The organism is Caballeronia sp. SBC1, from assembly GCF_011493005.1.
GTDB lineage: Bacteria > Pseudomonadota > Gammaproteobacteria > Burkholderiales > Burkholderiaceae > Caballeronia.
Window position 1 is genome coordinate 2,226,436 of record NZ_CP049156.1, and the last position, 21,877, is coordinate 2,248,312.

Consider the following 21,877-nt stretch of genomic DNA (forward strand, 5'->3'; position numbering starts at 1 on the left):
TCGCCTTGCAGCAGAAATACTCTGGCCGTCCTTCACGGGACGGCATGTTTTCCGTTCGGCAGAGGCAAACCAGCATGACGCCGGACGACATCTAACCAGCATCGTTTTCAAGTGAGACAGCCATGAGCCTACTCGATACCCTCGCCTCTTCTTTCGGCAATTCGTCTCAAGGTAGCGGCACACAGTCCGGCCTGGTCGCCATTGCGATGGAGTTCGTCAACAACCAGCCCGGCGGCCTGAACGGCTTGATTCAGCGTTTCCATGAAAATGGCGCGGGCGACATCGTCTCGTCGTGGGTTGGCAACGGCGAAAACAAGCCGATCAGTTCGGACACCGTGACCAACGTGCTCGGTTCGGACGCGGTCAGCCAGATGGCGCAGAAAGCTGGCTTGTCCGGCGACCAGGTGTCCGGCATGTTGGCCGCGGTGTTGCCGCATCTCGTGAACCACGCGACGCCGGATGGCCAAGTACCGGCGAACGGCCAGCTGGATGTGGGCAGCTTGCTGGGTTCGCTCGGCGGCCTTGGCGGTCTGGCAGGCTTGTTCGGCAAGAGCGAAGAACCGAAGGCCTAAGCGTTTTCAGCTAGGTCTCTGCAGTTTCCGTAGTAGAAAAAAGGGGCAACGGATCACTCCGTTGCCCCTTTTTTGTTGGGACGAACGACCCCCGACCGACTTCGTCGGGCGCCGTCAACCCTCGCCTTAGTGCACGACGCGATCGAACACCAACTCGCCATCCCGCATATCCACGGGGATCACGTCCTTCGGTCCGAACTTGCCGGCGAGGATCAGCTTCGCGACCGGGTTCTCGATCTGCTGCTGGATCGCGCGCTTCAACGGCCGTGCGCCAAACACCGGGTCGTAACCCACCTTGCCGATATGTTCCAGCGCGGCATCTGACACATCGAGTTGCATCTCCAGCTTCGCGAGCCGCTCATGCAACCGCTGCAACTGGATCTTCGCGATCATCTGGATGTTCTCGCGGTCGAGCGAATGGAACACCACGACGTCGTCAATACGATTCAGGAATTCCGGCCGGAAGTGCAGCTTGACCTCTTCCCAGACCGCCTCCTTCACCGCTTCGTGCGGCTCGCCGACCATTGCCTGGATCACGTGCGAGCCGAGATTCGACGTCATGACGATGACCGTGTTCTTGAAGTCCACGGTGCGGCCTTGCCCGTCGGTCATGCGGCCGTCGTCGAGCACTTGCAGCAGTACGTTGAACACATCCGGATGCGCCTTCTCGATTTCATCGAGCAGGATCACGCTGTAGGGCTTGCGACGCACCAGCTCGGTCAGGTAACCGCCTTCCTCGTAGCCGACATAACCCGGCGGCGCGCCAATCAACCGCGCAACGCTGTGCTTCTCCATGAACTCGCTCATGTCGATACGGATCATGTGATCCTCTGAATCGAACAGGAACGCAGCGAGCGCCTTGCACAACTCGGTCTTGCCCACACCCGTTGGCCCAAGGAACAGAAACGAACCATACGGACGGTTTGGATCCGATAACCCCGCGCGCGAACGGCGAATCGCATCGGCCACCGCGCCAATCGCTTCGTCCTGCCCGACCACGCGGTCATGCAGCTTGCCTTCGATCTGCAGCAGTTTCTCGCGCTCGCCCTGCATCATCCGCGACACCGGAATGCCGGTGGACCGCGACACCACTTCCGCGATTTCCTCGGCGCCCACTTGTGTGCGCAACAGGCGTGGCCGTGTCGGATTGCTTTGTTCGGCGGTCTCGGCCTGCGTGACCTGCTTCAACTGCGTTTCGAGTCCGGGCAACTTGCCATACTGCAATTCGGCGACCTTTTCGAGCTTGCCTTCACGCTGCAAACGCACAATGTCCGCGCGCACTTTCTCGATCTCTTCCTTCAGCGTCGCGCTGCCCTGCACGGCGGCTTTCTCCGCCATCCAGATTTCCTCGAGATCGGAATACTCGCGATCCAGCCGTTCAATTTCTTCCTCGATCAACTGCAGGCGCTTCTGCGATGCCTCGTCCTTTTCCTTCTTGACGGCTTCGCGCTCGATCTTCAACTGAATCAACCGGCGATCGAGCCGGTCCATCTCTTCGGGCTTCGAATCGATTTCCATCTTGACCCTGGACGCTGCTTCGTCGATCAGGTCGATGGCTTTATCGGGGAGAAAACGGTCCGTGATATAGCGATGCGATAGTTCCGCCGCCGCGACGATCGCCGGATCGGTGATTTCCACGCCGTGATGCAGTTCATACCTTTCCTTCAAGCCGCGCAGGATCGCGATGGTCGCTTCCACCGACGGTTCATCGACCAGCACCTTCTGGAACCGGCGTTCGAGCGCCGCATCCTTTTCGATGTATTTCCGATACTCGTCAAGCGTCGTCGCGCCGATGCAATGCAGCTCGCCGCGCGAGAGCGCCGGCTTCAGCATGTTGCCCGCATCCATGGCGCCTTCGGCTTTACCGGCACCGACCATGGTATGGATTTCATCGATGAAAACGATGGTCTGGCCTTCGTCCTTGGCAATGTCGCTGAGCACGGATTTCAGCCGCTCTTCAAATTCCCCGCGATACTTGGCGCCGGCCAGCAGCGCGGCCATGTCGAGCGACAGCACGCGCTTGCTCTTGAGCGATTCCGGCACTTCGCCGTTCACAATCCGCTGCGCGAGACCTTCCACAATGGCGGTCTTGCCCACGCCCGGCTCGCCGATCAGCACCGGGTTGTTCTTCGTGCGGCGTTGCAGTATCTGAATTGAACGGCGAATTTCGTCGTCCCGGCCGATCACTGGATCGAGCTTGCCCGCGCGTGCGCGTTCGGTCAGGTCGACGGTATATTTCTTCAGCGCGCCGCGCTGGCTTTCGGCGTCCTGGCTGTTCACCTGGCCACCGCCGCGAACCGAATTGATCGCCGCTTCGAGCGCCTTGCGCGTGAGGCCGTGCTGCTTGGCGATACGACCGGCTTCGCCCTTGTCATCGGCGATGGCGAGCAGATACATCTCGCTTGCGATGAATGTGTCGTTGAGCTTTTGCGCCTCTTTGTCAGCGCTGTTCAGCAAGCCGGCCAGATCGCGGCTGACCTGGACGTTGCCGTCCGTGCCCTGGACTTGCGGCAGACGCGTCATGGCGTCCTTGAGCGCGGTTTGCAGCGCCTGGACCTGCACGCCCGCCTGCGACAGCAGCGAGCGCGCCGAACCGTCCTGCTGCGCAATCAGCGCGGCAAGCAAGTGAACCGGTTCGATATATTGATTGTCATTGCCGACGGCAAGACTCTGCGCGTCGGCCAGTGCTTCTTGGAACTTCGTCGTTAGCTTGTCGATTCTCATATTGAGACCTCCAAATCGGGATGTGTTCAAAATGAGGCGTGATCCGGCACTTTCAAGCGCTCCACTGCCCAAAAACCGCAGTTTTCTGCGAAATGCCGATTGACGCGCTTGGTGGTGCCGAGCGATTAATAGCGGCGGGTAGCGGTCATGATGCGCGAAGCCGTTGAGCCAGGAGCAACATATATGTTGGCGTCCGTTCAGCGTGGGCGTCATGGAACCATTGTGATCGGATATCGACGGCAGCGGGCTGATCCAGGTCGAAGAACCAGCACGGCCCGCGCCAGGAATAAGCGAGCTTCAGGAAGGTCAGGCAGGCAAATCGGTCACATCACTGTCATGTACCGCAGCTCGGTCAGCTATGTCCGGCAATACGATCTATGGCCGCCGCTGGCGGCATGAATCGCACAATGCCGAGCACGCTCGCGAGCTCATTAGCCGGCGACGCCAGATTGCCGACCGTATGCTGATCGAGTTCCGCGAGGAACGCGTCGCGCGCGGCGGCGAACACCCCCCGCAGACGGCAATGGGACTGGATCACGCAATGCCGATGGGCCTCGCTTTCATCGGCGAAACAACCGACTATCGAAAAATCGTTCTCCGTCTTGCGCACGACCTCGCCGATGCTCAGCAACGGCGTACGAGGATCGAGCCTCAGCCCGCCGTTACGGCCGCGTACGGTTTCCACCCAGCCCAACTCTCCAAGCCGCTGCACCACCTTCATGAGATGGTTCTTGGAGATCCCGTAGGCATCGGAGATCTCCTGGATGGTCGACAATCCCTCGGGCCGAACGGCCAGATAGAGCAAGACGCGCAACGAATAGTCGGTGTAATCGGTCAGTCGCATGGGTGTTCGCGTAGTTCGCGTAATCAGTCGCATGAACCGATCGCATGGTCGCGTCGGTTCGGAGCATAGGAAAAGCTTCAATCGCACGGACACAGGGTACGGCGTCGGGCGGCAAAGATAGTCAGGAACACGCTCGGCCTGAACCAGCTGTACGTGTCTGGCCCAGCCTGCCCGGCCGCCGTGCAACGCCTGCGTCGTGGCCACGACCCCTGCGACCAGTCGCCGCGTGGACCACCCTGTGTCACGATTAAACGTCGATTATCATCGAAGCAATCAGTTGTATGTCAATCAGACATCATTTGGCTTATTTGCCGCACGTTCTGGCCTAACTTACTGGCCTAACCTATCGGCCTAACTTATTGCCCTGACATCGCCCTGATTTTCTTGTCGGCTGACCTTTCTGGCCCCATTTACAGATGGTTCGTATAACGTTGCGGGCTTCATGAACCTGGCTGATCAGCCCACTTTATGAGCTCATTCGGCGATAGATTCGTAGTTTATTCTGTTTCGGTCAAGTAACTACTGTGCGTGGCATCTTACTAATCCGGCGGCTCAGGTTTGCGCTCGCCGAGTCGAGAGCCACTATCAGCGACCGCTATCGGCGTTTCGCCAGCCGAACGAAATCCGCCACTGAATCCTGTGATCGAATCTTATGAGCAAGCCCCTGATTGAGCCCTCCAGCGAGCCGAACCCGCTACCGACGCCGTTCGTCCCCGCCGCGGAACCCGACGAAACGAATATCCGGGAACTGGTCGACGCGTTCTACCGCCGTGTGGACGACGACCTGCTGCTTGGCCCGATCTTCGCCCGCGAACTCGCTGGGCGCTGGGACGCGCATCTAGCGAAGATGACGACGTTCTGGTCGAGCCTCGTGCTTGGAACGAAGGGATATAGGGGCAACGTTCAAGAGGCGCACCGGCCTCTCGGCGATATTGAACCCCAACACTTCGCGCGCTGGCTCACGCTTTTCCTCGATACCGTCAACACCCGCTACGAACCCGCCGCTGCAGTGCAGTTCATGGAGCCTGCGCTGCGCATTGCGCAAAGCCTGCAACTGAGCAAATTCGGCTGGGACTATGCCATTCCGGACGCGCAACTCGCTTTGATGGCGTCGCTAAAGCGCCTGCGCACAGGCACCAACGAGACCGAGTCTTCGACGGAGTTGCCCGACCGAAGCCACGGCGAACGCTTTCCGGTCAGGCTGTCGGGCGTTGAAAACGCAGAACCAAGCGCAGAACCAAGCGACGAATCGAGCGACGCATAAGCGCGGATTCCCGGTCCGCCCGCCACAGAGCCGGGCGGAGCCACCGGCCGTACCGGCCGTTGCCGGTCGTTGCCGATTGCTTACGCAGCCGCCCCTTTCGGCGACTCGAGATCCCATCGCGCCAGCGCCGCGTCGTCGGATTCACGGGCATCGACCCATTTCTCGCCGTGTTCCGTCTTTTCCTTCTTCCAGAACGGCGCCTGCGTTTTCAGATAATCCATCACGAACGCACACGATTCGAACGCTTGCGCCCGGTGCATGGCGGTCGTCACAACCAGCACGATCTGGTCGAGCGGCAAAAGTTTTCCCACGCGATGCACGATCAGCACGTCCGAACCCGGCCAGCGCTCTCGTGCCTGCGCAGCGATTGCCTCCAGCGCCTTTTCGGTCATGCCTGGATAGTGCTCCAGCTCCATCGCCTGAACGGTTTGGCCCTCGTTAAGATCCCGCACCGTGCCTACAAAACACGCTACCGCACCCACCTTCGGATTGTCGGCACGCAACGCGGCGACTTCCGTGCTGAGATCGAAATCGGCTTCCTGCACGCGGACTCGGGTCATCTCAGCCGCCCGTGACTGGCGGGAAAAACGCGACTTCGCAGCCTTCCGTGATGCGTCGCGACGGGTCCGTCATTTCGTGGTTGCACGCCATGCGCAACGAGCGGCCCTCGGCGAGCGTCTCCGCCCACGCGCCACCGCGCATGCGCAGCCAGGCCCGGACGTCGCCGACGCTCGACACGTTGTCCGGGACCTCCACGCTCTCGTTCGCCACGCCGAGCGCTTCACGCACGCCCGCAAAAAACCTCAATTCGACTTTCATGATTGCCTTCAACACATCAGTTCTGAAAACGGGATAAAACGCACGGTTTCGCCGGCCTGGATGGCGTGGTTCGGCGGGTTATCGATCAGGCCGTCCCCCCAGACCGTGGATGTCAACACAGCCGAGCTTTGATTCCCGAACACCTCCAGGCCACCGGCGTCATTCACGCGGGCACGCAGGAATTCGTTGCGCCGGTCGCCCTTCTTCTGCGTGAAATCGGCGCGCATGGAGTACACGCGCGGCTCAACCGTTTCGGCGCCCGCCAGCCGCAGGATGAACGGCCGCACGAACAGCAAAAACGTGCAGAAACTGGAGACCGGATTTCCCGGCAATCCGATGAAAAATGCCTCGCCGCCGTTTTGATCGGCCGCCTCGCGCCGCACCGCACCGAAAGCGAGCGGCTTGCCGGGTTTCATCGCAATCTGCCACATGGAAATGCGCCCTTCGGCTTCCACAGCCGGTTTCACATGATCTTCCTCGCCAACCGACACGCCCCCGCACGTGAGGATCAGGTCGTGATCGCGCGCCGCCCGCCGCAAGGTCTCGCGGGTTGCGTCCAGACGGTCGGGCACGATACCGAGGTCGGTCACCTCGCACCCCAGCTTCGCGAGCAACGCACGCAGCGTGAAACGATTCGAGTTGTAGATCGCGCCGGGGCGCAATGGCTCGCCGGGCATGGTGAGTTCGTCGCCGGTAAAAAACACCGCCACGCGCACTTTGCGAACCACTTCGAGCGCAGCGCTTCCCACCGATGCCGCGAGTCCCAGCGCCTGCGGCGTAAGCCGCGTGCCGGCGGGCAGAATGACAGAGTCGCGACGGATATCAGCGCCTTGCTGGGTGATCCACTCGCCCTCCGGCGGTACATGTGAAAACGTCGCGCCGGCATGGTCGGAGCGAACCATTTCCTGCATCACGATGGTGTCCGCGCCCGGCGGCACGGTGGCCCCGGTGAAGATGCGCGCGACCGTGCCTGCAGCCAGCGGCACGGCCGTCTGGCCAGCCGGCACCCGCTGCGACACGGGCAACGTCACGGCGCCCGCATCAGACGCCCCGGCGAGATCCGCGGCCCGCACCGCGTAGCCGTCCATGGAACTGGTGCGCATGGGCGGGACGTCGAGCGGCGACACAACCGCGGTGGCCAGCACGCGCCCGAGCGCTTCGACAGTATCGACGGTTTGTGCGCCGTCCACCCGGCGCGCGGCCGCCAGCAAAGTGGCGAGTGCGTCGGCGGTGGACAACATTGGCGGGCGTGGAGCGGCGGGCGTAGTGGGCATCGTCGGGGGATTTGTATTGGCCGTGGAATGATGAAATGGTGAAACCGGCAGCGCCAAAAGCGTTGCATCCGAAGTACTTATTGTAGCGAGAAGCCAGCGGCAAGCGTCCGCCCGGTTGCGCCCGATCCGGGGTCATCGGCCATCCGGACAAGTGCACCACAATTGCGCACTCCGTCGCGTATCTCGTCATGCACCCCGGCTTCGGAGCGCCTTCTTTCGACTGGTGCCGCGCTGCCGCGCGGCACGGGCTCGGTGATACACTCGCACGACACTTTCAGACTTCTCCTCTATGAAATTCTGTTCCGTCTGCGGCCACGAGGTCGGCCTGAGCATTCCGCCTGGCGACAACCGCCAGCGCTACGTCTGCGGCAATTGCGGCACGGTGCATTATCAGAATCCGCGCAATGTGGTCGGGACCGTGCCGGTCTGGGACGACAAGGTGCTGCTGTGCCGGCGCGCGATCGAACCGCGCTACGGCTACTGGACCTTACCGGCGGGTTTCATGGAAATGGACGAAACCACCAGCGAAGGCGCGGCGCGCGAAACACTCGAGGAAGCCGGCGCGCGCGTCGAAATCCAGAGTCTCTTCACGCTGCTGAACGTGCCGCACGTGCATCAGGTGCACATCTTCTATCTGGCACGGCTGCTGGATCTGGACATCGACGCCGGTGAGGAAAGCCTTGAAGTGAAGCTCTTCGACGAAAGCGAAATCCCTTGGGACGAAATCGCCTTCCCGACGGTCGGGCAGACACTGCGCTTCTTTTTCGCCGACCGCGCCGCCGGCAACTACGCGCTGCATACCGGCGACATCTTCCGCTCGCTGCGCGAAGGCTGAGCGCCCCCGAGAATCATGGTTCCCTGGCTCGCCTCCGACGATCAGTTCCCCCCCGTCGAGCGCGCCCTCGGCGAGGCGAGCGGCGCGCCCGGATTACTCGCGGCCAGCGCTGAATTGCAGAGCAGCCGTCTCGTGGATGCGTATCAGCGCGGCATTTTCCCGTGGTATTCCGACGGCCAACCGGTGCTCTGGTGGAGTCCCGATCCGCGCATGGTGCTGATTCCCGACGAATTCAAAGTCTCTGATTCGCTGCGTAAAACGCTGCGGCGCGTGTTGCGCGAGGCGTCGTGGGAAATTCGCGTGGACGAAGATTTCGCCGGCGTGATGCGTGCCTGCGCCCAGACCCCGCGTGAAGGCCAGCGCGGCACGTGGATCACGGCGGATATCGTGGAAGCGTATTCCTCGCTGCATCGCGAAGGTCGGGCGCACAGCATTGAAACGTGGTTCGAGGGCAAGCGCGTGGGCGGTCTTTATGGCGTGTCGTTCGGGCGCATGTTTTTCGGCGAATCGATGTTCGCGCATCGCACCGATGCCTCGAAAATCGCGCTCGCGGCGCTCATAGGACACTTGCGTCACCATAAAATAGAGATGATAGACTGCCAGCAGAATACGTCGCATCTGGCGTCGCTGGGCGGCCGGGAGATATCCCGCAAGGTATTTGTGAGACATCTGCGCGGGGCGGTCGGCGAGCCGTCGATCCCTTGGGGCTTCGACAAAACCGCGCTGCAAGAAACGCTTCGGCCACGCGTGTTGCCGCCTGAATGAGGCCGGTTTGTTGAACGAGGCGCGAGGTCCGGAAGGCAAGCCGATGTACCCTTTGAGATTCGCGAACGAATCCAGAACCATCGAACGTGATGACGTGATGTATAGCAAGCAAGATAGCGACACGACCCAGGTTTTCCGCCCTGCATCGAACCGCTGTGGCACGGTTGGGACGGTAAGCAAGATAGACGCTTAGAACGAGAGCTGCCAACGTGACTCACCCCAATGAGCTGCCGCTTTCACCGCTTTCGGCGTTGCAATTCTATGCAACGGCGCCGTACCCCTGCAGCTATCTGGACGGACGCATTGCGCGCTCCCAGGTGGCAACGCCCAGTCACCTGATCAACTCCGACGTCTATACCGAACTCGTCAAAGCGGGTTTCCGGCGCTCCGGGGTCTTCACCTATCGCCCGTATTGCGACGGTTGCCGCGCGTGCGTGCCGGTGCGCGTGCCCATCGATCACTTCAAGCCGAACCGCACCCAGCGGCGCGTGTGGAAGCAGCATGGCGACCTGGTCGCGAGTGTCGCACCGCTTCACTACGACGAAGAGCATTACGCGCTGTATATGCGCTATCAGTCAGCGCGGCACGCGGGCGGCGGCATGGATCGCGACAGCCGCGACCAGTACGAGCAATTCTTGCTGCAAAGCCGGATCAACTCACGCCTGGTGGAATTCCGCGAGCCTGTGCGCGCCGGCAATCCCGCGGACCCCCTTAATCCCGATCCAACCCCGCCCGGCAGTCTCGGCGAAGAACCGCCCGCGCCCGGCACGCTGCGCATGATCAGCATGATCGACATTCTCGGCGACGGACTTTCATCGGTTTATACATTTTTCGAGCCCGGCCTGCCGCACACCAGCTTCGGCACTTACAACATCCTGTGGCAGATCGAGCAGGCGCGCAGCCTCGATTTACCTCACGTCTATCTTGGTTACTGGATTCGTGAGAGCGACAAAATGGCGTACAAGGCCAATTTCCGGCCGTTGGAGGGCTTGATCGACGGCCACTGGGACTTACTCGATCCCCTTACCATGCACTCTGCCGGAACGCCGCCAATGCCGGGCAAGATGCCAATGGACAAACCGCGGCGCTGACCGGTACAGCCGGCTTCGGCGATGGCCTTTTTCGCGGCCTTTTCTGAGGCCCTTTTCGTCCGCTCGTCATCGCTTTTCGGCGTGCCTCCTCAAAGCCGTTAAAATGGCGCGTCTCAATTTCCGCCGCTCCGGCCTTTCCTCCTCGTGTTCAGCTCCCTCTACCCGCTCGCCCGCGCGCAACTTTTTCGCATGGATGCGGAAGATGCCCATCACCTGACGCTGCGTATGCTTGGCGCCGCCGGCCGCACCGGTCTGGCCGGTATCCTCGCCGAGCGCGCCGCCGATTCGCCGCGTACCGTCATGGGCCTGAGCTTTCGCAATCCGGTCGGGCTCGCGGCGGGGCTGGACAAAGACGGCGCATGTATCGACGGACTCGCGTCGCTCGGGTTTGGATTCATCGAAGTGGGAACGGTCACGCCGCGCGCACAGCCCGGCAACCCGCGCCCGCGCATGTTTCGCCTGCCCGACGCGCAGGCGCTGATCAACCGGCTTGGGTTCAACAACCGGGGCGTCGACCAATTCGTCGAGAACGTCCAGGCCGCGCGGTATCGCGGCGTGCTGGGGCTGAATATTGGCAAGAATGCCGATACCCCCATCGAACGCGCCGCCGAAGATTATTTGTACTGCCTCGAGCGTGTCTACCCGTTCGCGAGCTACGTGACGATCAACATCTCGTCGCCGAATACGAAAAACCTGCGCCAATTGCAAGGCGCGGGCGAACTCGACGCGCTGCTCGGCGCGCTGAAGGACAAGCAACAACGTCTGTCCGACCTGCACGGCAAGCTTGTACCCCTCGCACTGAAGATCGCCCCCGATCTCGACGACGAGCAGGTCAAGGAGATTGCCGCCACCTTGCTGCGCCACAAGATTGACGGCGTGATCGCGACGAACACCACACTGTCGCGCACCGCTGTGACGGGCATGAAACACGGCGATGAAGCCGGTGGTTTGTCGGGCAAGCCGGTTTTCGAAGCATCGAATGCGGTGATCCGCAAGTTGCGCGCGGAGCTGGGCAGCGAGGTGCCAATTATCGGCGTGGGCGGCATCATGTCGGGCGACGACGCGCGCGAGAAACTCGCAGCGGGTGCATCGCTCGTGCAGATTTACACCGGACTGATCTATCGAGGCCCGGCGCTCGTGACAGAATGCGTCGAAGCGCTGGCCCGCATGGGTGCCGGCGCATGAGCGCATTTTTTCCGTCTCATTTCGGTCTCCCCAAGCGTGGCTCATATCCACATGAGCAAACGATCTGAAGACGGCATTGCGTTTTAGCTATCATCGCCGCACTTCAGATCACTGACAAAAACCAGGACAAAGGCAAAATCATGAAACTGTCTCTCTTCAAGAAAGTGCTCGTGGCGGGCTTGATCGGCGCGTCGCTCTCGGCCGTCGCCCACGCGGAAGACCTGCTGGATTCGGTCAAGCAACGCGGTACGTTGCGCATTGGCCTGGAAGGTACCTTCCCCCCCTTCAACTCGAAAACGCCGCAAGGCGAACTGGTTGGCTTCGACGTGGATATCGCGAAGGCGGTTGCAGCGAAGCTCGGCGTGAAACCGGTGTTCGTGACGACCGAATGGAGCGGGATCATTGCGGGCTTGCAGGCTGACAAGTTCGATGTAATCGTGAACCAGGTCGGCATCACCGATGCCCGCAAGCAGACGCTCGATTTCTCGCCGGCCTACACGTATTCGAACGCGCAACTGATTCAGCGCAAGGACGACACGCGGGACTTCAGGACGCTTGAAGACCTGAAGGGCAAGAAGCTTGGCGTGGGTCTGGGCACGAACTACATGGACATGGCGAAGGCCGTGCCGGGTATCGATGTGAAGACGTATCCGGGCGCGCCTGAGTACTTGCGCGATCTCGCTTCGAACCGTCTGGACGCTGCGTTGAACGACCGCTTGATGCTTGCGTACCTGATGAAAAATTCGCAGTTGCCGCTGCGCACGGGCGCGAATGTGGGCCCGGGCAATCCGTCGGGTATTCCGTTCAAGAAGGGCAATCCGAAGTTCGAGAAAGCCATTGATGACGCGATGACCCAGCTCGAAGCCGATGGTACGTTCACGAAGATCTCGGACAAGTGGTTCGGTATCGACGTGACGAAGCCGGCAAAGTAAACCCAGCACCCTCAAGTGTTCGGCACCAGGGCGGCTTCTTCGGGATGCCGCCCTTTGCATTTGAAGCCCGCCTCCGACGTTACGCCTACTCCATTCCTTCATGTCCACGACATCCCTGCTCGTTCAATCCATACCGGCCCTTGCACAAGGCGCTGTCCTGACGATCAAGTTCGCGGTCTATTCGATGTTCTTCGGCCTGATCGCGGGCACGATACTCGCCATGATGGGCATCAGCCGAAGCCGCACGCTGGTCAGCATCGGGCGCGCTTATGTCAGTGTGATGCGCGGAACGCCGCTGCTGGTGCAGATCTTCGTGATCTATTACGGACTACCGAGTCTCGGCATTTCGCTCGATCCGACGCCGGCTGGGGTGATCGCGTTGTCGGCGAATGTGGCGGCTTATCTTTCCGAAAGCATGCGCGGCGCTATTCTCGGGATTCAGAGCGGGCAATGGCTTGCGGCTTATAGTTTGGGTTTGTCGAGGATGCAGACGCTGCGGTATGTGATCGGTCCTCAGGCACTGCGGATTGCTGTGCCCAGTCTTTCGAATAGCCTCATTAGCCTGATCAAGGATACGTCGCTCGTGTCCGTGATTACGGTTACCGAATTGCTACGGAGTGCGCAGGAAGTTATTGCCGCGACGTATCAGCCTTTGCCGTTGTATCTTGCTGCCGCCGTGGTGTATTGGGTGCTGTGCAGCGTGCTGGAATTCGTGCAGCGGCTGTTTGAACGGAGATTGGCGTTGCCGGGAAGGCATTGAGAGGGGGATCGTTCACACTCGGGAATCTGGCTTGCTCAGGCGGATTGCTAGTCCTGGAAGCTGCAACCGGGCACTCCCTCGCTCAAGACTTGTTCACGGATCCGAGCGTGGCATCCCCATCCAGCCTGGCCCCGAACCTGTCCATCCGCGGCATATGATGCCGATCCGGATCAAGCGAATACGCAACCCTTCGTGCCCGCCCCATCAATTCGTTGCGTGGAAAAAACCCAAAGTACCGCGAGTCCGCGCTGTCGTCGCGGTTATCGCCGAGCATCAGATACTCGCCCTTGGGCACCGTCACGGGGCCAAAGGAACGCCGCGGACTCGGCGCCAGTACCGACAACCTCACGACATGCGTAACATGCCCGAGCTTCTCGTCGAGATACTCGCCAGGCGAAGACGCATCGCCCTCCACTCCCGTAATATCGACCGGCTGATAACCTGCGCGCTTGCCATCGATGTAAAGCACGTTGTCACGCATGGCGACCACATCGCCAGGCACCCCGATCAGCCGCTTGACGATCAACTCATGTGCCGCCGATGAATCCACCGTCACAATGTCCCCACGCTGCGGATCGTGCAGATGCGCGATCGCAACGTGCGTGAACGGGATACGCAGGTCGTACGCCATCTTGTCGACGACAATCCGGTCACCTTCGCGAATGGTGGGCAGCATGGAACCGCTCGGCACCACATTCCAATCGGCGATAGCGCTGCGAAACAGCGCCATCAACACTAGAAACGCAATCAAGTTCCGATTTTCGCGCCAGAGTCGGGGTAACAGTCGCATGGTGGGGAATGCCGGCGGTTGAGGACGACGCAGCTTAACGTCGAAACCTGAAATGACGCTTAAATTACATCGACTGTCAGCCCGCGTTCACTCGGTTTCGAAAGGAAACCGCACGCCGAGGTCGCGGCGAGCGGCATCGGTGATGGAAATCATCTGCATGGATATGGCATGCCGCATGATCGGGCTCTCTGTCGCTCCACCGCGCAGCAGCTCGCAAAAATGCGCGGTCTCGTAGTTCAAGCCGCCACCCTCAAACGGTGCATCCAGCTCGACGGTGCGGCCATCCACATAGCGGATCGTCGCGCGTGCAGGGTTCCACCAGTTCTCGTGGATGGTCACCGTACCGCCAGTCGCAGCCAGCAACGCGTCGCCCTTGCCTTGCAGATCCATGCCGCAGAACAACTGCGCAACACCCCGTTCATGCCTCACATTCAAGCTCGCGAAAGTGTCCACGCCGGTCTGCCCGATGCGGCCGAAAGTCTGCACCTCCAACGGCTCACCCAGCCAGTCCACCGCGAGAAACGCCTCGTAGATACCGATATCGAGCAACGCGCCGCCGCCCATTTCCATCGAGTACGAGGGGTGCGAAAGCGGCACGTTCGCGATTGAGCAACCGGCCCGAACCAAGCCGATCTCGCCGATAGGATCGGCAGCAAGATGGTCGCGCAACTGCCGGTAGAGCGGGTAAAACGGCGGCTTCATTGCTTCCATGAAGAGCAGCTTCGATGAACGCGCCACGTCGATCATCTCCTGCAACGCCCGCGCGTTGACAGCCGCCGGTTTCTCGCAAAGCACGGCGCGGCCCGCCTGGAAAGCACGCAGCGCGTATTGAGGATGGCTGTCCTGCATGGTCGCAATGTACAACGCGTCGATGTTGTCGAGGAGCGCATCGAAGGTCTCATACGCCTCGGTATGAAACTGCTCCGCGAACGCGGTCGTCGACTCGGGGCGCCGCGACCAGACACCGCCAAGCTTTGTGCCCGGCACAAACGCCAGCCCCTGGGCGAACCTGTTCGCAATGTTTCCCGCGCCAACAATGCCCCAACGGATCGTGCTCTGTGCGTTCATCTGTCCCGCTCCCTGCATGCTTGGTGAATAGTCGGCCTAGGCCGGCGATGCGCACATTGTCCACTACGCAAGCGGTCTGCGTGAAGCCCGGACGATGAATGCACGATCACGCGCAACGCATCGCGTTTCAGGTCACAAAGCTCAAGGAAATACGCCGGGAGAGTGTCGTTCGACGCACAGGCCATCACGCGTCGATGTCAGGCAGAAAGATGAAGTGAAACGTTTGCCTAGGCAAAAACCCGAATAGGGCGCTGCGCGCGCCCGGCCACGATGAACGTGACCAGAAACCTCGGGCCAGCTTCGCCACGCCGGAAACATCCCGGACGCGAAGCTTCGAGCGTGTATCAGGCGCCGGCCGATTCAGATTCGCCGACCGGTGGCGACGAACTGTCCTCGCGGCGTTCAAGCGAAAAAGCCCGCCCGACTTCCTCCGCGGTGACATCGATCAGCGTGCTCATCGCCCGCTCCGCCACGGCGGCATCGTGCGCCTCGATCGCTTCCACCACGCGGCGCTGGGCTTCAAGCGTCGCATCGCGCATGGTCGCAATACCCGCCACGATCGGATAAACCGTCACCAGCGCACCCCGCACGATAGCCGTCATCTGCTGGAAGAACTGGTTACCGCTCGCGGCCACAATGCGCGTATGCAGCGCGACGTCAGCGGCCTGGTACTCGGGCTCGCTGCCGTTGAGCGACGCTAGCGCCTCGAACGCATCTCGAATCCCGCTCACTTCGTCCGGCGTTGCACGGGCTGCCGCCAACGCGGCCGCACGCGGCTCGATCAACATTCGAAACTCGATCACGTCGCGCAGGAACGCCTGATCCGGGGTCGCCCGAAAGCGCCAGCTCACCACGTCCTCATCGATCAGCCGCCAGTCGCTCATCGGCCGGATCCGCGTGCCCGTCTTGGGGCGCACATCCAGCATGTGACGCGCGAGCAGCATGCTCAAGGCCTCTCGCATCACGGTTCGACTGACGTCGAACTCCTTCGACAAGACGTCCTGCGGTGGCAGGATCGCACCGTACTTCTGTTCGACGATGCCCGATACGAGCCCGTCCATCACCTTAGCCACCAGTGATCGCTCTTTGTTTTCGTCCATCACCCCTCTCCCCTTGCGCCCTACATTGTGTCCCTGCGCATCCGGCGGGCTTCCCCAAGCTCGCCGAAAGGCCCGCTGCGCGCGGCGTATTCATCAGATCAATAAGATCGATCAGATCAACCAGCAGCTGCGCACCGTGCACGATAAATTGCGTGTTCAATACCGCCAACGCCAGTCGGAATGTCCCTCGCAAGGGTTATCCCTTTGCCTGTGCGTCTTTACGTCATGCGGCACTGCTTCGGCAATCGCTGTATTAAGTACTTCTTGATACTTTTGATTTAAGTGCTTCGTTTAAGTGCTTCCTGATACCCGGTCTTCATGCTCCATGCTCATCACCCGGCAAGTCGCCCTTCCTTCACCGGTCTTCAACCTGCTGCCTTCTTCTCGGTTGCGCGTCCGTATTGATCGTCGAAACGCACGATGTCGTCCTCGCCCAGATATGTCCCCGATTGCACCTCGATCATTTCGAGCGGCGTTTTACCCGGGTTTTCGAGCCTGTGCGTGGTACCGAGAGGAATGAACGTGGACTGGTTTTCGCTCACCAGGAAGGTCTCTTCCCCGCGAGTAACGAGCGCCGTGCCGCGCACGACGATCCAATGTTCCGCGCGATGATGGTGCATCTGCAGCGAGAGCCGCCCACCCGGTTTCACTACAATACGCTTTACCTGAAAACGCTCACCGTGATCGATGGAGTCATAGAAGCCCCAGGGCCGCTGAACCTTGCGATGATCCTGCGCCTCGGCGCCTTTGGCGGCTTTCAGGCGCCCGACCATCGCCTTCACTTCCTGCACACGATCCTTCGATGCCACCAGGATCGCATCCGCGGTTTCCACGACCACTACACCCGTCACACCAACACACGCGACCAGCCGCCCGTCGGAATGCGCGAAGCTGTCAGCGGACCCTTCGAAGATCACGCGGCCGCGAGCAACGTTGCCGTCATCGTCCTTCTTCGACATGTCCCATACGGCGTCCCACGCGCCGACATCGGACCAGCCGGCGGCGAGCGGCACCACGACGCCCGGAAAGCGCGGCTCGAGCGCAATCCGCTCCATGACGGCGAAATCGATTGAATCGGAGGGGCATGCTTCGAACGCGTCGACATCGAGTTGCGTGAAGCCGTCCTGATGCAGACCACGTTCGAACGCGATCAAGCACGCGGCGTGAATAGCCGGCTGGAAGTGCTCGATAGCGGCAAGCCACACGGAGGCCCGGCACACGAAAATGCCGCTGTTCCACCAGTATTCGCCGGACGCCAGATACTGCTCGGCAATTTCCCGCCGCGGCTTTTCGACGAATCGTTCGAGCACCCGCGCTTGAGGGGTGTCATCATCTGCGGTTCCCAGGGCTGCACCGGCCTTGATATAGCCATAGCCTGTTTCGATCTTGTCCGGCACGATGCCAAGCGTAACGAGCGCGCCGCTTACGGCATGTTCGATCGCCTTGGCGATCGTCCGACGGAACGCATTAAGGTCGGACACCGCGTGATCGGCGGGCATGGCCACCATCACCGGGTCGTCGCCGGATCCGGCAGCCACTGCTGCCAACGCGGCGAGCGTAAGCGCCGGCGCAGTATTGCGGGCGCAGGGCTCGAGCACAATGCGAGCTCGACGGCCATTGCGCTCGATCTGCTGGGCAGTCAGCAACTTATGTTCCGTGCCGCAAACCACGATCAGTTCATCGGCGGTCGCGAAGTGCATTGTGTCGTGACCATGCGTTGCCAGATCCAGACCGTCAAGACGGCGCAACGTGGCTTCGAGCAGCGATTCCGCGCCCATAAGCTCGATGAGTTGTTTAGGGAACTGCTGCCGCGATAACGGCCACAATCGCGTGCCGGAGCCGCCGGCGAGAATGACGGGTTGCACGCGAATACTCGCGGTGCCCGTCGCGGCACCCATCTTGGCGGCGCCGGTAAGCGGATAGTGGGACACGTCCACGGTGACTCCTGAAGCGTTGAAGCTGATTGAGGGCCGAACGCGTCTTACAGGTGCGGACGCGTGAAAAACACGCATCGATTGATGCGCTATTTAAGCAGGCAAATCTATTTGGTTGTGTGCGCGTGCGAACGCCCGCACGCTATTCGGTCAATCTGCCGTTCAAGGCACTTTATTCAGCCTCACCCGGCGTTGGGCAGCAATCTTTGCCGGAGACGCGAGACGACTTCGCGCAGTTCGCTCGATTCGCAGAACGACCATGCGATGTTGCCGGCAATCAGCGCAACAGCAATCGTGGCCATCCCGCTAAGTGAATCCATGGAGTCGGCGCACACGGTGGCAATCACCAGGAAAACCAGATGTCCGGCCATGTTCCGCACGATCGGCCGCGGCTTGAGCTTCGAGAAATAAAGGAACGCGGCATAGTCGAAGAACGCTTTTGCAACCACCGCCACGCCTGCGCCCAGCAGGCCGTACCAGCGGATGCTCAGCCATAGCACGAGCGCGAAGACCGGCAAGCCGATCCAGCCGACCCGCGCGACCTGCGCCGGATTGGCCTTGGCCTGGATCAGCACTCCGATAATGCTCGACTGCCCCGCCAGCCACACGCCAATTACAAGGATGCGTCCGACAGGCGCGGACTGAACCGCCATTTCATGACCGAGCCAGATGTTCAGGAACGGCGCCAGCGCGAATAACGCAACCACCACGCATGGCGTGAACGCGCAGTTCAGGAACGCAAGCGCCTGGTGCGAGAGTTCATCGGCGTGATCGCTTGCGGAGGCTGAAAAGCGCGGGAACAGCGTGCGCAACATGGCGCTCGGCAGCAGGTTCATGCGCGTGACGAGGTTTTGCGGCGTGGCGTAATACGCCACGGATTTGGCACCGAGCATGGAACCGATCACCACCCGGTCGAGTGTGGTTGCGATCATGTTTGCGCCAGAGAACAGCAGCAACCAGCGGCCGTAATTGAAGAGTTCGCGAATCAGCGGCCATTCCGGCTTCGAGATGCGCTTGATGCCTATTGCGCGGAACGTGCCGTAGCCAAGCAGCAGGGCCGCCAGGAACCGCGCAATCACCGCTGCCGGCACAACCACCGCCAGCGACGGCGAGATCAGGTACAGCGCCGCCAGCGGCAGCAACTGGAACAGGAACGTGCCGATAGTCTGATTCGTATTGAACAGCGCGAACTTTTCCATGCCGCCAATAGCACCGCTGAACACCCACGAGATGTTGGCAATGGGCACGGCCAGCGCAATCCACGGCAACGCATGCAGCACTTCGGCCTGGAACACCGGTTCGATGGTCGCGATATGCACGACGTACACGTACGCGCCAAACCAGATCAGCACCGCGCCAACAACGCCTGTCGCAAGGTTGAGAAAGAACGCACTCCAGAAGATGCGCTCAATCGTGCCGTCATTGGACTGGCGCGCCTTGGCGATATGGTTTTCGGTCGCCATCGAAATGCCGAGATCGAGCACGCTGAAATAACCGATCAACGCCCACACCAGGTTGATGACGCCGTAGCGTTCGATCCCCATGCCGTGAATGTAGGCGGGTACCGTAGCGAGCGAGACGAACACGGGCAGGATGAGCCCGGCGAAATTGATCGCTATGTTCTTGAGAAGACTTTTTTCCATTGAGCAACGACCGATTACAACAAACTCACACAGGACGAATCAAGGCACCGCGTCACAGCTTTGCGGTGAATGCAGGCACGTTGCAGCGCACAGGCAATGCACGTTCAAGTGCACGCAGCGGGCGCCTGCCCGAAGGTCAGACGAATTAGGTGCCAGAGTAAAGGGGCAGTGCATCAGGGTCTGTACGCAGACGAACGCTTGGCACCCCGGCTTTCGATCGCTTGCCATTCTTTTCATTTTTTCGGTTCATCGTGATTCGATCGCTTTGGCATGCATGTCGGTCCTCATCTCGTCGGGGCGACCGGCACGAGCTGTGAAACGCGGCAGCAATGCACGCAGGCGCGCCCAGCCAAGATCGCCACGCGCGGCTTGCGGCGGCTCTCCCTGCACGAATTGAACGAACGACGCCATCATTTCCTCGCGCGCCGAATACGAAAAGCATGCGTGATCCAGAGAGTCGCGATGAATGGTTTCCACGTTGCGCCACTTGCGCATCCGCTGACCGCCCGCGCCGAAAAACACGGCGAACTCGTCCATGCCCGGATCTCCCGCGCCGTAGACGAAGCGAACCTTCACGTCGCGCTCACCCAGGCCCCGAACCATCGCGCGCACCCGGGAACCCGCCGAATTCACGCCGATTGTCCGTTCACCGAAATACGCTACGCTGGCCTTCAGGCGCGCGCTCAGGTGCCGCGCCAGTTCTTTCACGATCGGAGTGAGGCGCCGCTGACCGCGCAACACGCGCTTCCATTTGCCCGCTGTCTTGAAGGAACGGAGGAAGGTGCTGGTTGCCGTCCTCGGCCGGTTGTCGTTCACCGCAAACGACATGGGATCTTCCGGGAAACCAAACTTGGGCGCGTTCACGAGCACCAGCGAACGAATATGGGGACTGACAGGCGCCGCGTGCAGACAAACGTAAGCGCCCGAGCAGACCGCAAAACAGGAGACGTTATCGAAACCTCGCTCCGCCAGGAACGCGGCGGCGCTCACCACGTCGTCGCAGCCAGCGCGCGAAAACAGCAGGGAGAGCGGGCGTTTGTCGACGGCCGCCGCGCTGTCGCCTAGCGTGCCGACATCGAATCGCAGCGAAGCAAAACCTTGGCGCGCAAGCCGGCGAGCGAGCGTGACGGAGATGCGCGCGTCACCTATCCGATGGGTCGCGCCCGGGTTGACGAACACGACCGAGCGGCGCGACTGAGTGCCCTCTTGCGGCTCGCACAGAATGCCGAACAGCCGGCCGTTGTCGAAGATCACGGGCGTTTCGCGCACGCCATCGGCGATGAGCACCGGGCTTTCGGATGGCTTGCCAGTCGACTTGGCGACCGTCAATTCAGACGGCTCACTTTCGCCCAGCCATTCGACCACGCGTGCAATCGTCTGTCGCGGTGTCTCGGTCACGCCAGATTCCTGCATGAATGCAACGCATTCGTCGAAGGTGTCGAACTGCGCGTCCGCTCCGGCTGCGCTGCAAGCCTCGACGAGTTTCTTCGAGCGTGAGGGATCGTAAGAATCGAGTACGAGCAAGCGTCGCGGCGCTCGTTCGGCCAGTTGTGCGTCGCGTAGCAGATCGAATTTGCTCAGCATCGCAACGCTCGATGCGATCAGGCGATGCCCTACCGCCTCCGCATAGTCGGCATCGGCCGGCGGGGGGGCAACATGAATACCGCCTGTTTCAAGCCAGTTCTGCTGCAGCAGACGCAATTCACGCAAGTATTGCCTGCCCGACAACACGGGGGCGAGCAGCACCAGTTGATCGACTTCTTCCTCGGCCGCTACCAAAGCGGCGAGGGTCGCGCCCAGACGCAAGCCGCAGAGCACCACTTGAGTGACCCCAGTCGATTCTTTCAAATAAGCGATCGCAGAACAAATGCTTCGCAACCACCGCTCGATCTGCTCGCCGTCTTCCGACTCGCCAGCCGAGTCGCCGGTGCCGGCGTAGTCGAAGCGAAGCGTCGGCGCGCCTGAGTCCGCGAGCGCTTCGGCGAACACGCGCCAGCCCTTGTGGACCCACATTGCCTCGCGGCCGAAAGGCTGGCAGAGCACCACGCCGCGCGCAGCGGCTGGCTCACCCTCGTGCAGCCAGCCAAAGCAGTGGTCGAAAATTACAGGCGTCATCTCGAAGTTGCGCCCGGAAAGAGCGTCGTTATTAAGTTGTCTGCGCATTACACTTTCACTACGCTGATGATTCAGTGCGCCTGCACACACAGCACAAGCGCACCCTGATATTTCCGCGATCGCAAGCGCTTTCCCGCTGCCGTTATTCCCTCGATGTTCGAT

At 61.0% G+C, this 21,877-nt stretch carries 19 protein-coding genes; 8 read left to right on the plus strand and 11 right to left on the minus strand.

The window, feature by feature from the left end; all coding sequences use genetic code 11:
- Positions 1-122 precede the first annotated feature (122 nt).
- On the plus strand, positions 123-572 hold the full coding sequence (locus SBC1_RS09735; protein WP_165091534.1) for a YidB family protein: 450 nt from the start codon (positions 123-125) through the stop codon (positions 570-572).
- Positions 573-698: 126 nt separating this feature from the next.
- Here SBC1_RS09735 and clpB read toward each other — a convergent pair whose 3' ends face one another.
- Entirely contained in the window at positions 699-3,296 is a 2,598-nt protein-coding gene (clpB, locus tag SBC1_RS09740; protein WP_165091536.1) for an ATP-dependent chaperone ClpB, read from the minus strand.
- 352 nt (positions 3,297-3,648) lie between these two features.
- Positions 3,649-4,140, minus strand: coding sequence for an Rrf2 family transcriptional regulator (locus SBC1_RS09745; protein ID WP_165091538.1), 492 nt, complete (start codon positions 4,138-4,140; stop codon positions 3,649-3,651).
- 652 nt (positions 4,141-4,792) lie between these two features.
- Between SBC1_RS09745 and SBC1_RS09750 the strand changes: the two genes are divergently transcribed.
- Positions 4,793-5,404, plus strand: a complete 612-nt coding sequence (locus SBC1_RS09750; RefSeq protein WP_241201914.1) for a group III truncated hemoglobin — start codon at positions 4,793-4,795, stop codon at positions 5,402-5,404.
- Positions 5,405-5,484: 80 nt separating this feature from the next.
- Here SBC1_RS09750 and moaE read toward each other — a convergent pair whose 3' ends face one another.
- Genes moaE through glp form a run of 3 tightly spaced genes read right to left on the minus strand, consistent with a single transcriptional unit; the run spans position 5,485 to position 7,464 of the window.
- Positions 5,485-5,964 carry a molybdopterin synthase catalytic subunit MoaE gene (gene moaE, locus SBC1_RS09755; RefSeq protein WP_165091541.1) on the minus strand — a complete coding sequence of 160 codons (480 nt, stop codon included), beginning with the start codon at positions 5,962-5,964 and terminating at the stop codon, positions 5,485-5,487.
- A gap of 1 nt (position 5,965) precedes the next feature.
- A complete protein-coding gene (gene moaD, locus SBC1_RS09760; protein ID WP_165091545.1) occupies positions 5,966-6,223 on the minus strand; it encodes a molybdopterin converting factor subunit 1 in 258 nt (85 codons plus the stop codon).
- An 8-nt stretch (positions 6,224-6,231) separates the two neighbouring features.
- Positions 6,232-7,464: a gephyrin-like molybdotransferase Glp gene (gene glp / locus SBC1_RS09765; RefSeq protein ID WP_165093225.1), complete on the minus strand. Its 1,233-nt coding sequence runs from the start codon at positions 7,462-7,464 to the stop codon at positions 6,232-6,234.
- A 322-nt stretch (positions 7,465-7,786) separates the two neighbouring features.
- Between glp and SBC1_RS09770 the strand changes: the two genes are divergently transcribed.
- The 6 genes from SBC1_RS09770 (at position 7,787) to SBC1_RS09795 (ending at position 13,065) form a co-directional block, all read left to right on the plus strand.
- Positions 7,787-8,332 carry an NUDIX hydrolase gene (locus SBC1_RS09770; RefSeq protein WP_165091548.1) on the plus strand — a complete coding sequence of 182 codons (546 nt, stop codon included), beginning with the start codon at positions 7,787-7,789 and terminating at the stop codon, positions 8,330-8,332.
- 15 nt (positions 8,333-8,347) lie between these two features.
- Entirely contained in the window at positions 8,348-9,097 is a 750-nt protein-coding gene (aat, locus tag SBC1_RS09775) for a leucyl/phenylalanyl-tRNA--protein transferase (protein ID WP_165987583.1), read from the plus strand.
- A 209-nt stretch (positions 9,098-9,306) separates the two neighbouring features.
- Positions 9,307-10,188 (plus strand): arginyltransferase, encoded by an 882-nt coding sequence (locus tag SBC1_RS09780; protein WP_165091553.1) that lies wholly within the window; start codon positions 9,307-9,309, stop codon positions 10,186-10,188.
- Between the two features lie 144 nt (positions 10,189-10,332).
- Positions 10,333-11,373 (plus strand): quinone-dependent dihydroorotate dehydrogenase, encoded by a 1,041-nt coding sequence (locus tag SBC1_RS09785; protein ID WP_165091557.1) that lies wholly within the window; start codon positions 10,333-10,335, stop codon positions 11,371-11,373.
- A gap of 140 nt (positions 11,374-11,513) precedes the next feature.
- Positions 11,514-12,305 carry a transporter substrate-binding domain-containing protein gene (locus SBC1_RS09790; RefSeq protein WP_165091560.1) on the plus strand — a complete coding sequence of 264 codons (792 nt, stop codon included), beginning with the start codon at positions 11,514-11,516 and terminating at the stop codon, positions 12,303-12,305.
- Positions 12,306-12,405: 100 nt separating this feature from the next.
- A complete protein-coding gene (locus tag SBC1_RS09795; protein WP_165091563.1) occupies positions 12,406-13,065 on the plus strand; it encodes an amino acid ABC transporter permease in 660 nt (219 codons plus the stop codon).
- An 82-nt stretch (positions 13,066-13,147) separates the two neighbouring features.
- On the opposite strand, the gene lepB is transcribed toward SBC1_RS09795, so the two are convergent.
- The 6 genes from lepB to SBC1_RS09825 all read right to left on the minus strand — a co-directional run bounded on the left by lepB (position 13,148) and on the right by SBC1_RS09825 (position 21,763).
- Positions 13,148-13,855 (minus strand): signal peptidase I, encoded by a 708-nt coding sequence (gene lepB / locus SBC1_RS09800; RefSeq protein ID WP_165091566.1) that lies wholly within the window; start codon positions 13,853-13,855, stop codon positions 13,148-13,150.
- Positions 13,856-13,942: 87 nt separating this feature from the next.
- Positions 13,943-14,923, minus strand: a complete 981-nt coding sequence (locus SBC1_RS09805; RefSeq protein ID WP_241201916.1) for a Gfo/Idh/MocA family protein — start codon at positions 14,921-14,923, stop codon at positions 13,943-13,945.
- A gap of 344 nt (positions 14,924-15,267) precedes the next feature.
- The gene (locus SBC1_RS09810) at positions 15,268-16,023 is read right to left on the minus strand and encodes a FadR/GntR family transcriptional regulator (RefSeq protein ID WP_165091572.1); all 756 of its coding nucleotides are present in this window, start codon (positions 16,021-16,023) and stop codon (positions 15,268-15,270) included.
- Between the two features lie 365 nt (positions 16,024-16,388).
- Positions 16,389-17,921 carry a mannose-1-phosphate guanylyltransferase/mannose-6-phosphate isomerase gene (locus tag SBC1_RS09815; RefSeq protein WP_165093227.1) on the minus strand — a complete coding sequence of 511 codons (1,533 nt, stop codon included), beginning with the start codon at positions 17,919-17,921 and terminating at the stop codon, positions 16,389-16,391.
- 218 nt (positions 17,922-18,139) lie between these two features.
- Positions 18,140-19,600, minus strand: coding sequence for a flippase (locus SBC1_RS09820; protein ID WP_165091575.1), 1,461 nt, complete (start codon positions 19,598-19,600; stop codon positions 18,140-18,142).
- Between the two features lie 246 nt (positions 19,601-19,846).
- Entirely contained in the window at positions 19,847-21,763 is a 1,917-nt protein-coding gene (locus SBC1_RS09825) for an alpha/beta fold hydrolase (RefSeq protein ID WP_165091577.1), read from the minus strand.
- Positions 21,764-21,877 lie beyond the last annotated feature (114 nt).

Excerpts from the sequence above, each read along its gene's own strand:
- SBC1_RS09735 (WP_165091534.1), top strand. The coding sequence starts at position 123 with ATGAGCCTACTCGATACCCTCGCCTCTTCTTTCGGCAATTCGTCTCAA.
- clpB (WP_165091536.1), bottom strand. The coding sequence starts at position 3,296 with ATGAGAATCGACAAGCTAACGACGAAGTTCCAAGAAGCACTGGCCGAC.
- SBC1_RS09745 (WP_165091538.1), bottom strand. The coding sequence starts at position 4,140 with ATGCGACTGACCGATTACACCGACTATTCGTTGCGCGTCTTGCTCTAT.
- SBC1_RS09750 (WP_241201914.1), top strand. The coding sequence starts at position 4,793 with ATGAGCAAGCCCCTGATTGAGCCCTCCAGCGAGCCGAACCCGCTACCG.
- moaE (WP_165091541.1), bottom strand. The coding sequence starts at position 5,964 with ATGACCCGAGTCCGCGTGCAGGAAGCCGATTTCGATCTCAGCACGGAA.
- moaD (WP_165091545.1), bottom strand. The coding sequence starts at position 6,223 with ATGAAAGTCGAATTGAGGTTTTTTGCGGGCGTGCGTGAAGCGCTCGGC.
- glp (WP_165093225.1), bottom strand. The coding sequence starts at position 7,464 with ATGTTGTCCACCGCCGACGCACTCGCCACTTTGCTGGCGGCCGCGCGC.
- SBC1_RS09770 (WP_165091548.1), top strand. The coding sequence starts at position 7,787 with ATGAAATTCTGTTCCGTCTGCGGCCACGAGGTCGGCCTGAGCATTCCG.
- aat (WP_165987583.1), top strand. The coding sequence starts at position 8,348 with ATGGTTCCCTGGCTCGCCTCCGACGATCAGTTCCCCCCCGTCGAGCGC.
- SBC1_RS09790 (WP_165091560.1), top strand. The coding sequence starts at position 11,514 with ATGAAACTGTCTCTCTTCAAGAAAGTGCTCGTGGCGGGCTTGATCGGC.
- SBC1_RS09795 (WP_165091563.1), top strand. The coding sequence starts at position 12,406 with ATGTCCACGACATCCCTGCTCGTTCAATCCATACCGGCCCTTGCACAA.
- lepB (WP_165091566.1), bottom strand. The coding sequence starts at position 13,855 with ATGCGACTGTTACCCCGACTCTGGCGCGAAAATCGGAACTTGATTGCG.
- SBC1_RS09805 (WP_241201916.1), bottom strand. The coding sequence starts at position 14,923 with ATGAACGCACAGAGCACGATCCGTTGGGGCATTGTTGGCGCGGGAAAC.
- SBC1_RS09810 (WP_165091572.1), bottom strand. The coding sequence starts at position 16,023 with ATGGACGAAAACAAAGAGCGATCACTGGTGGCTAAGGTGATGGACGGG.
- SBC1_RS09815 (WP_165093227.1), bottom strand. The coding sequence starts at position 17,921 with ATGGGTGCCGCGACGGGCACCGCGAGTATTCGCGTGCAACCCGTCATT.
- SBC1_RS09820 (WP_165091575.1), bottom strand. The coding sequence starts at position 19,600 with ATGGAAAAAAGTCTTCTCAAGAACATAGCGATCAATTTCGCCGGGCTC.
- SBC1_RS09825 (WP_165091577.1), bottom strand. The coding sequence starts at position 21,763 with ATGCGCAGACAACTTAATAACGACGCTCTTTCCGGGCGCAACTTCGAG.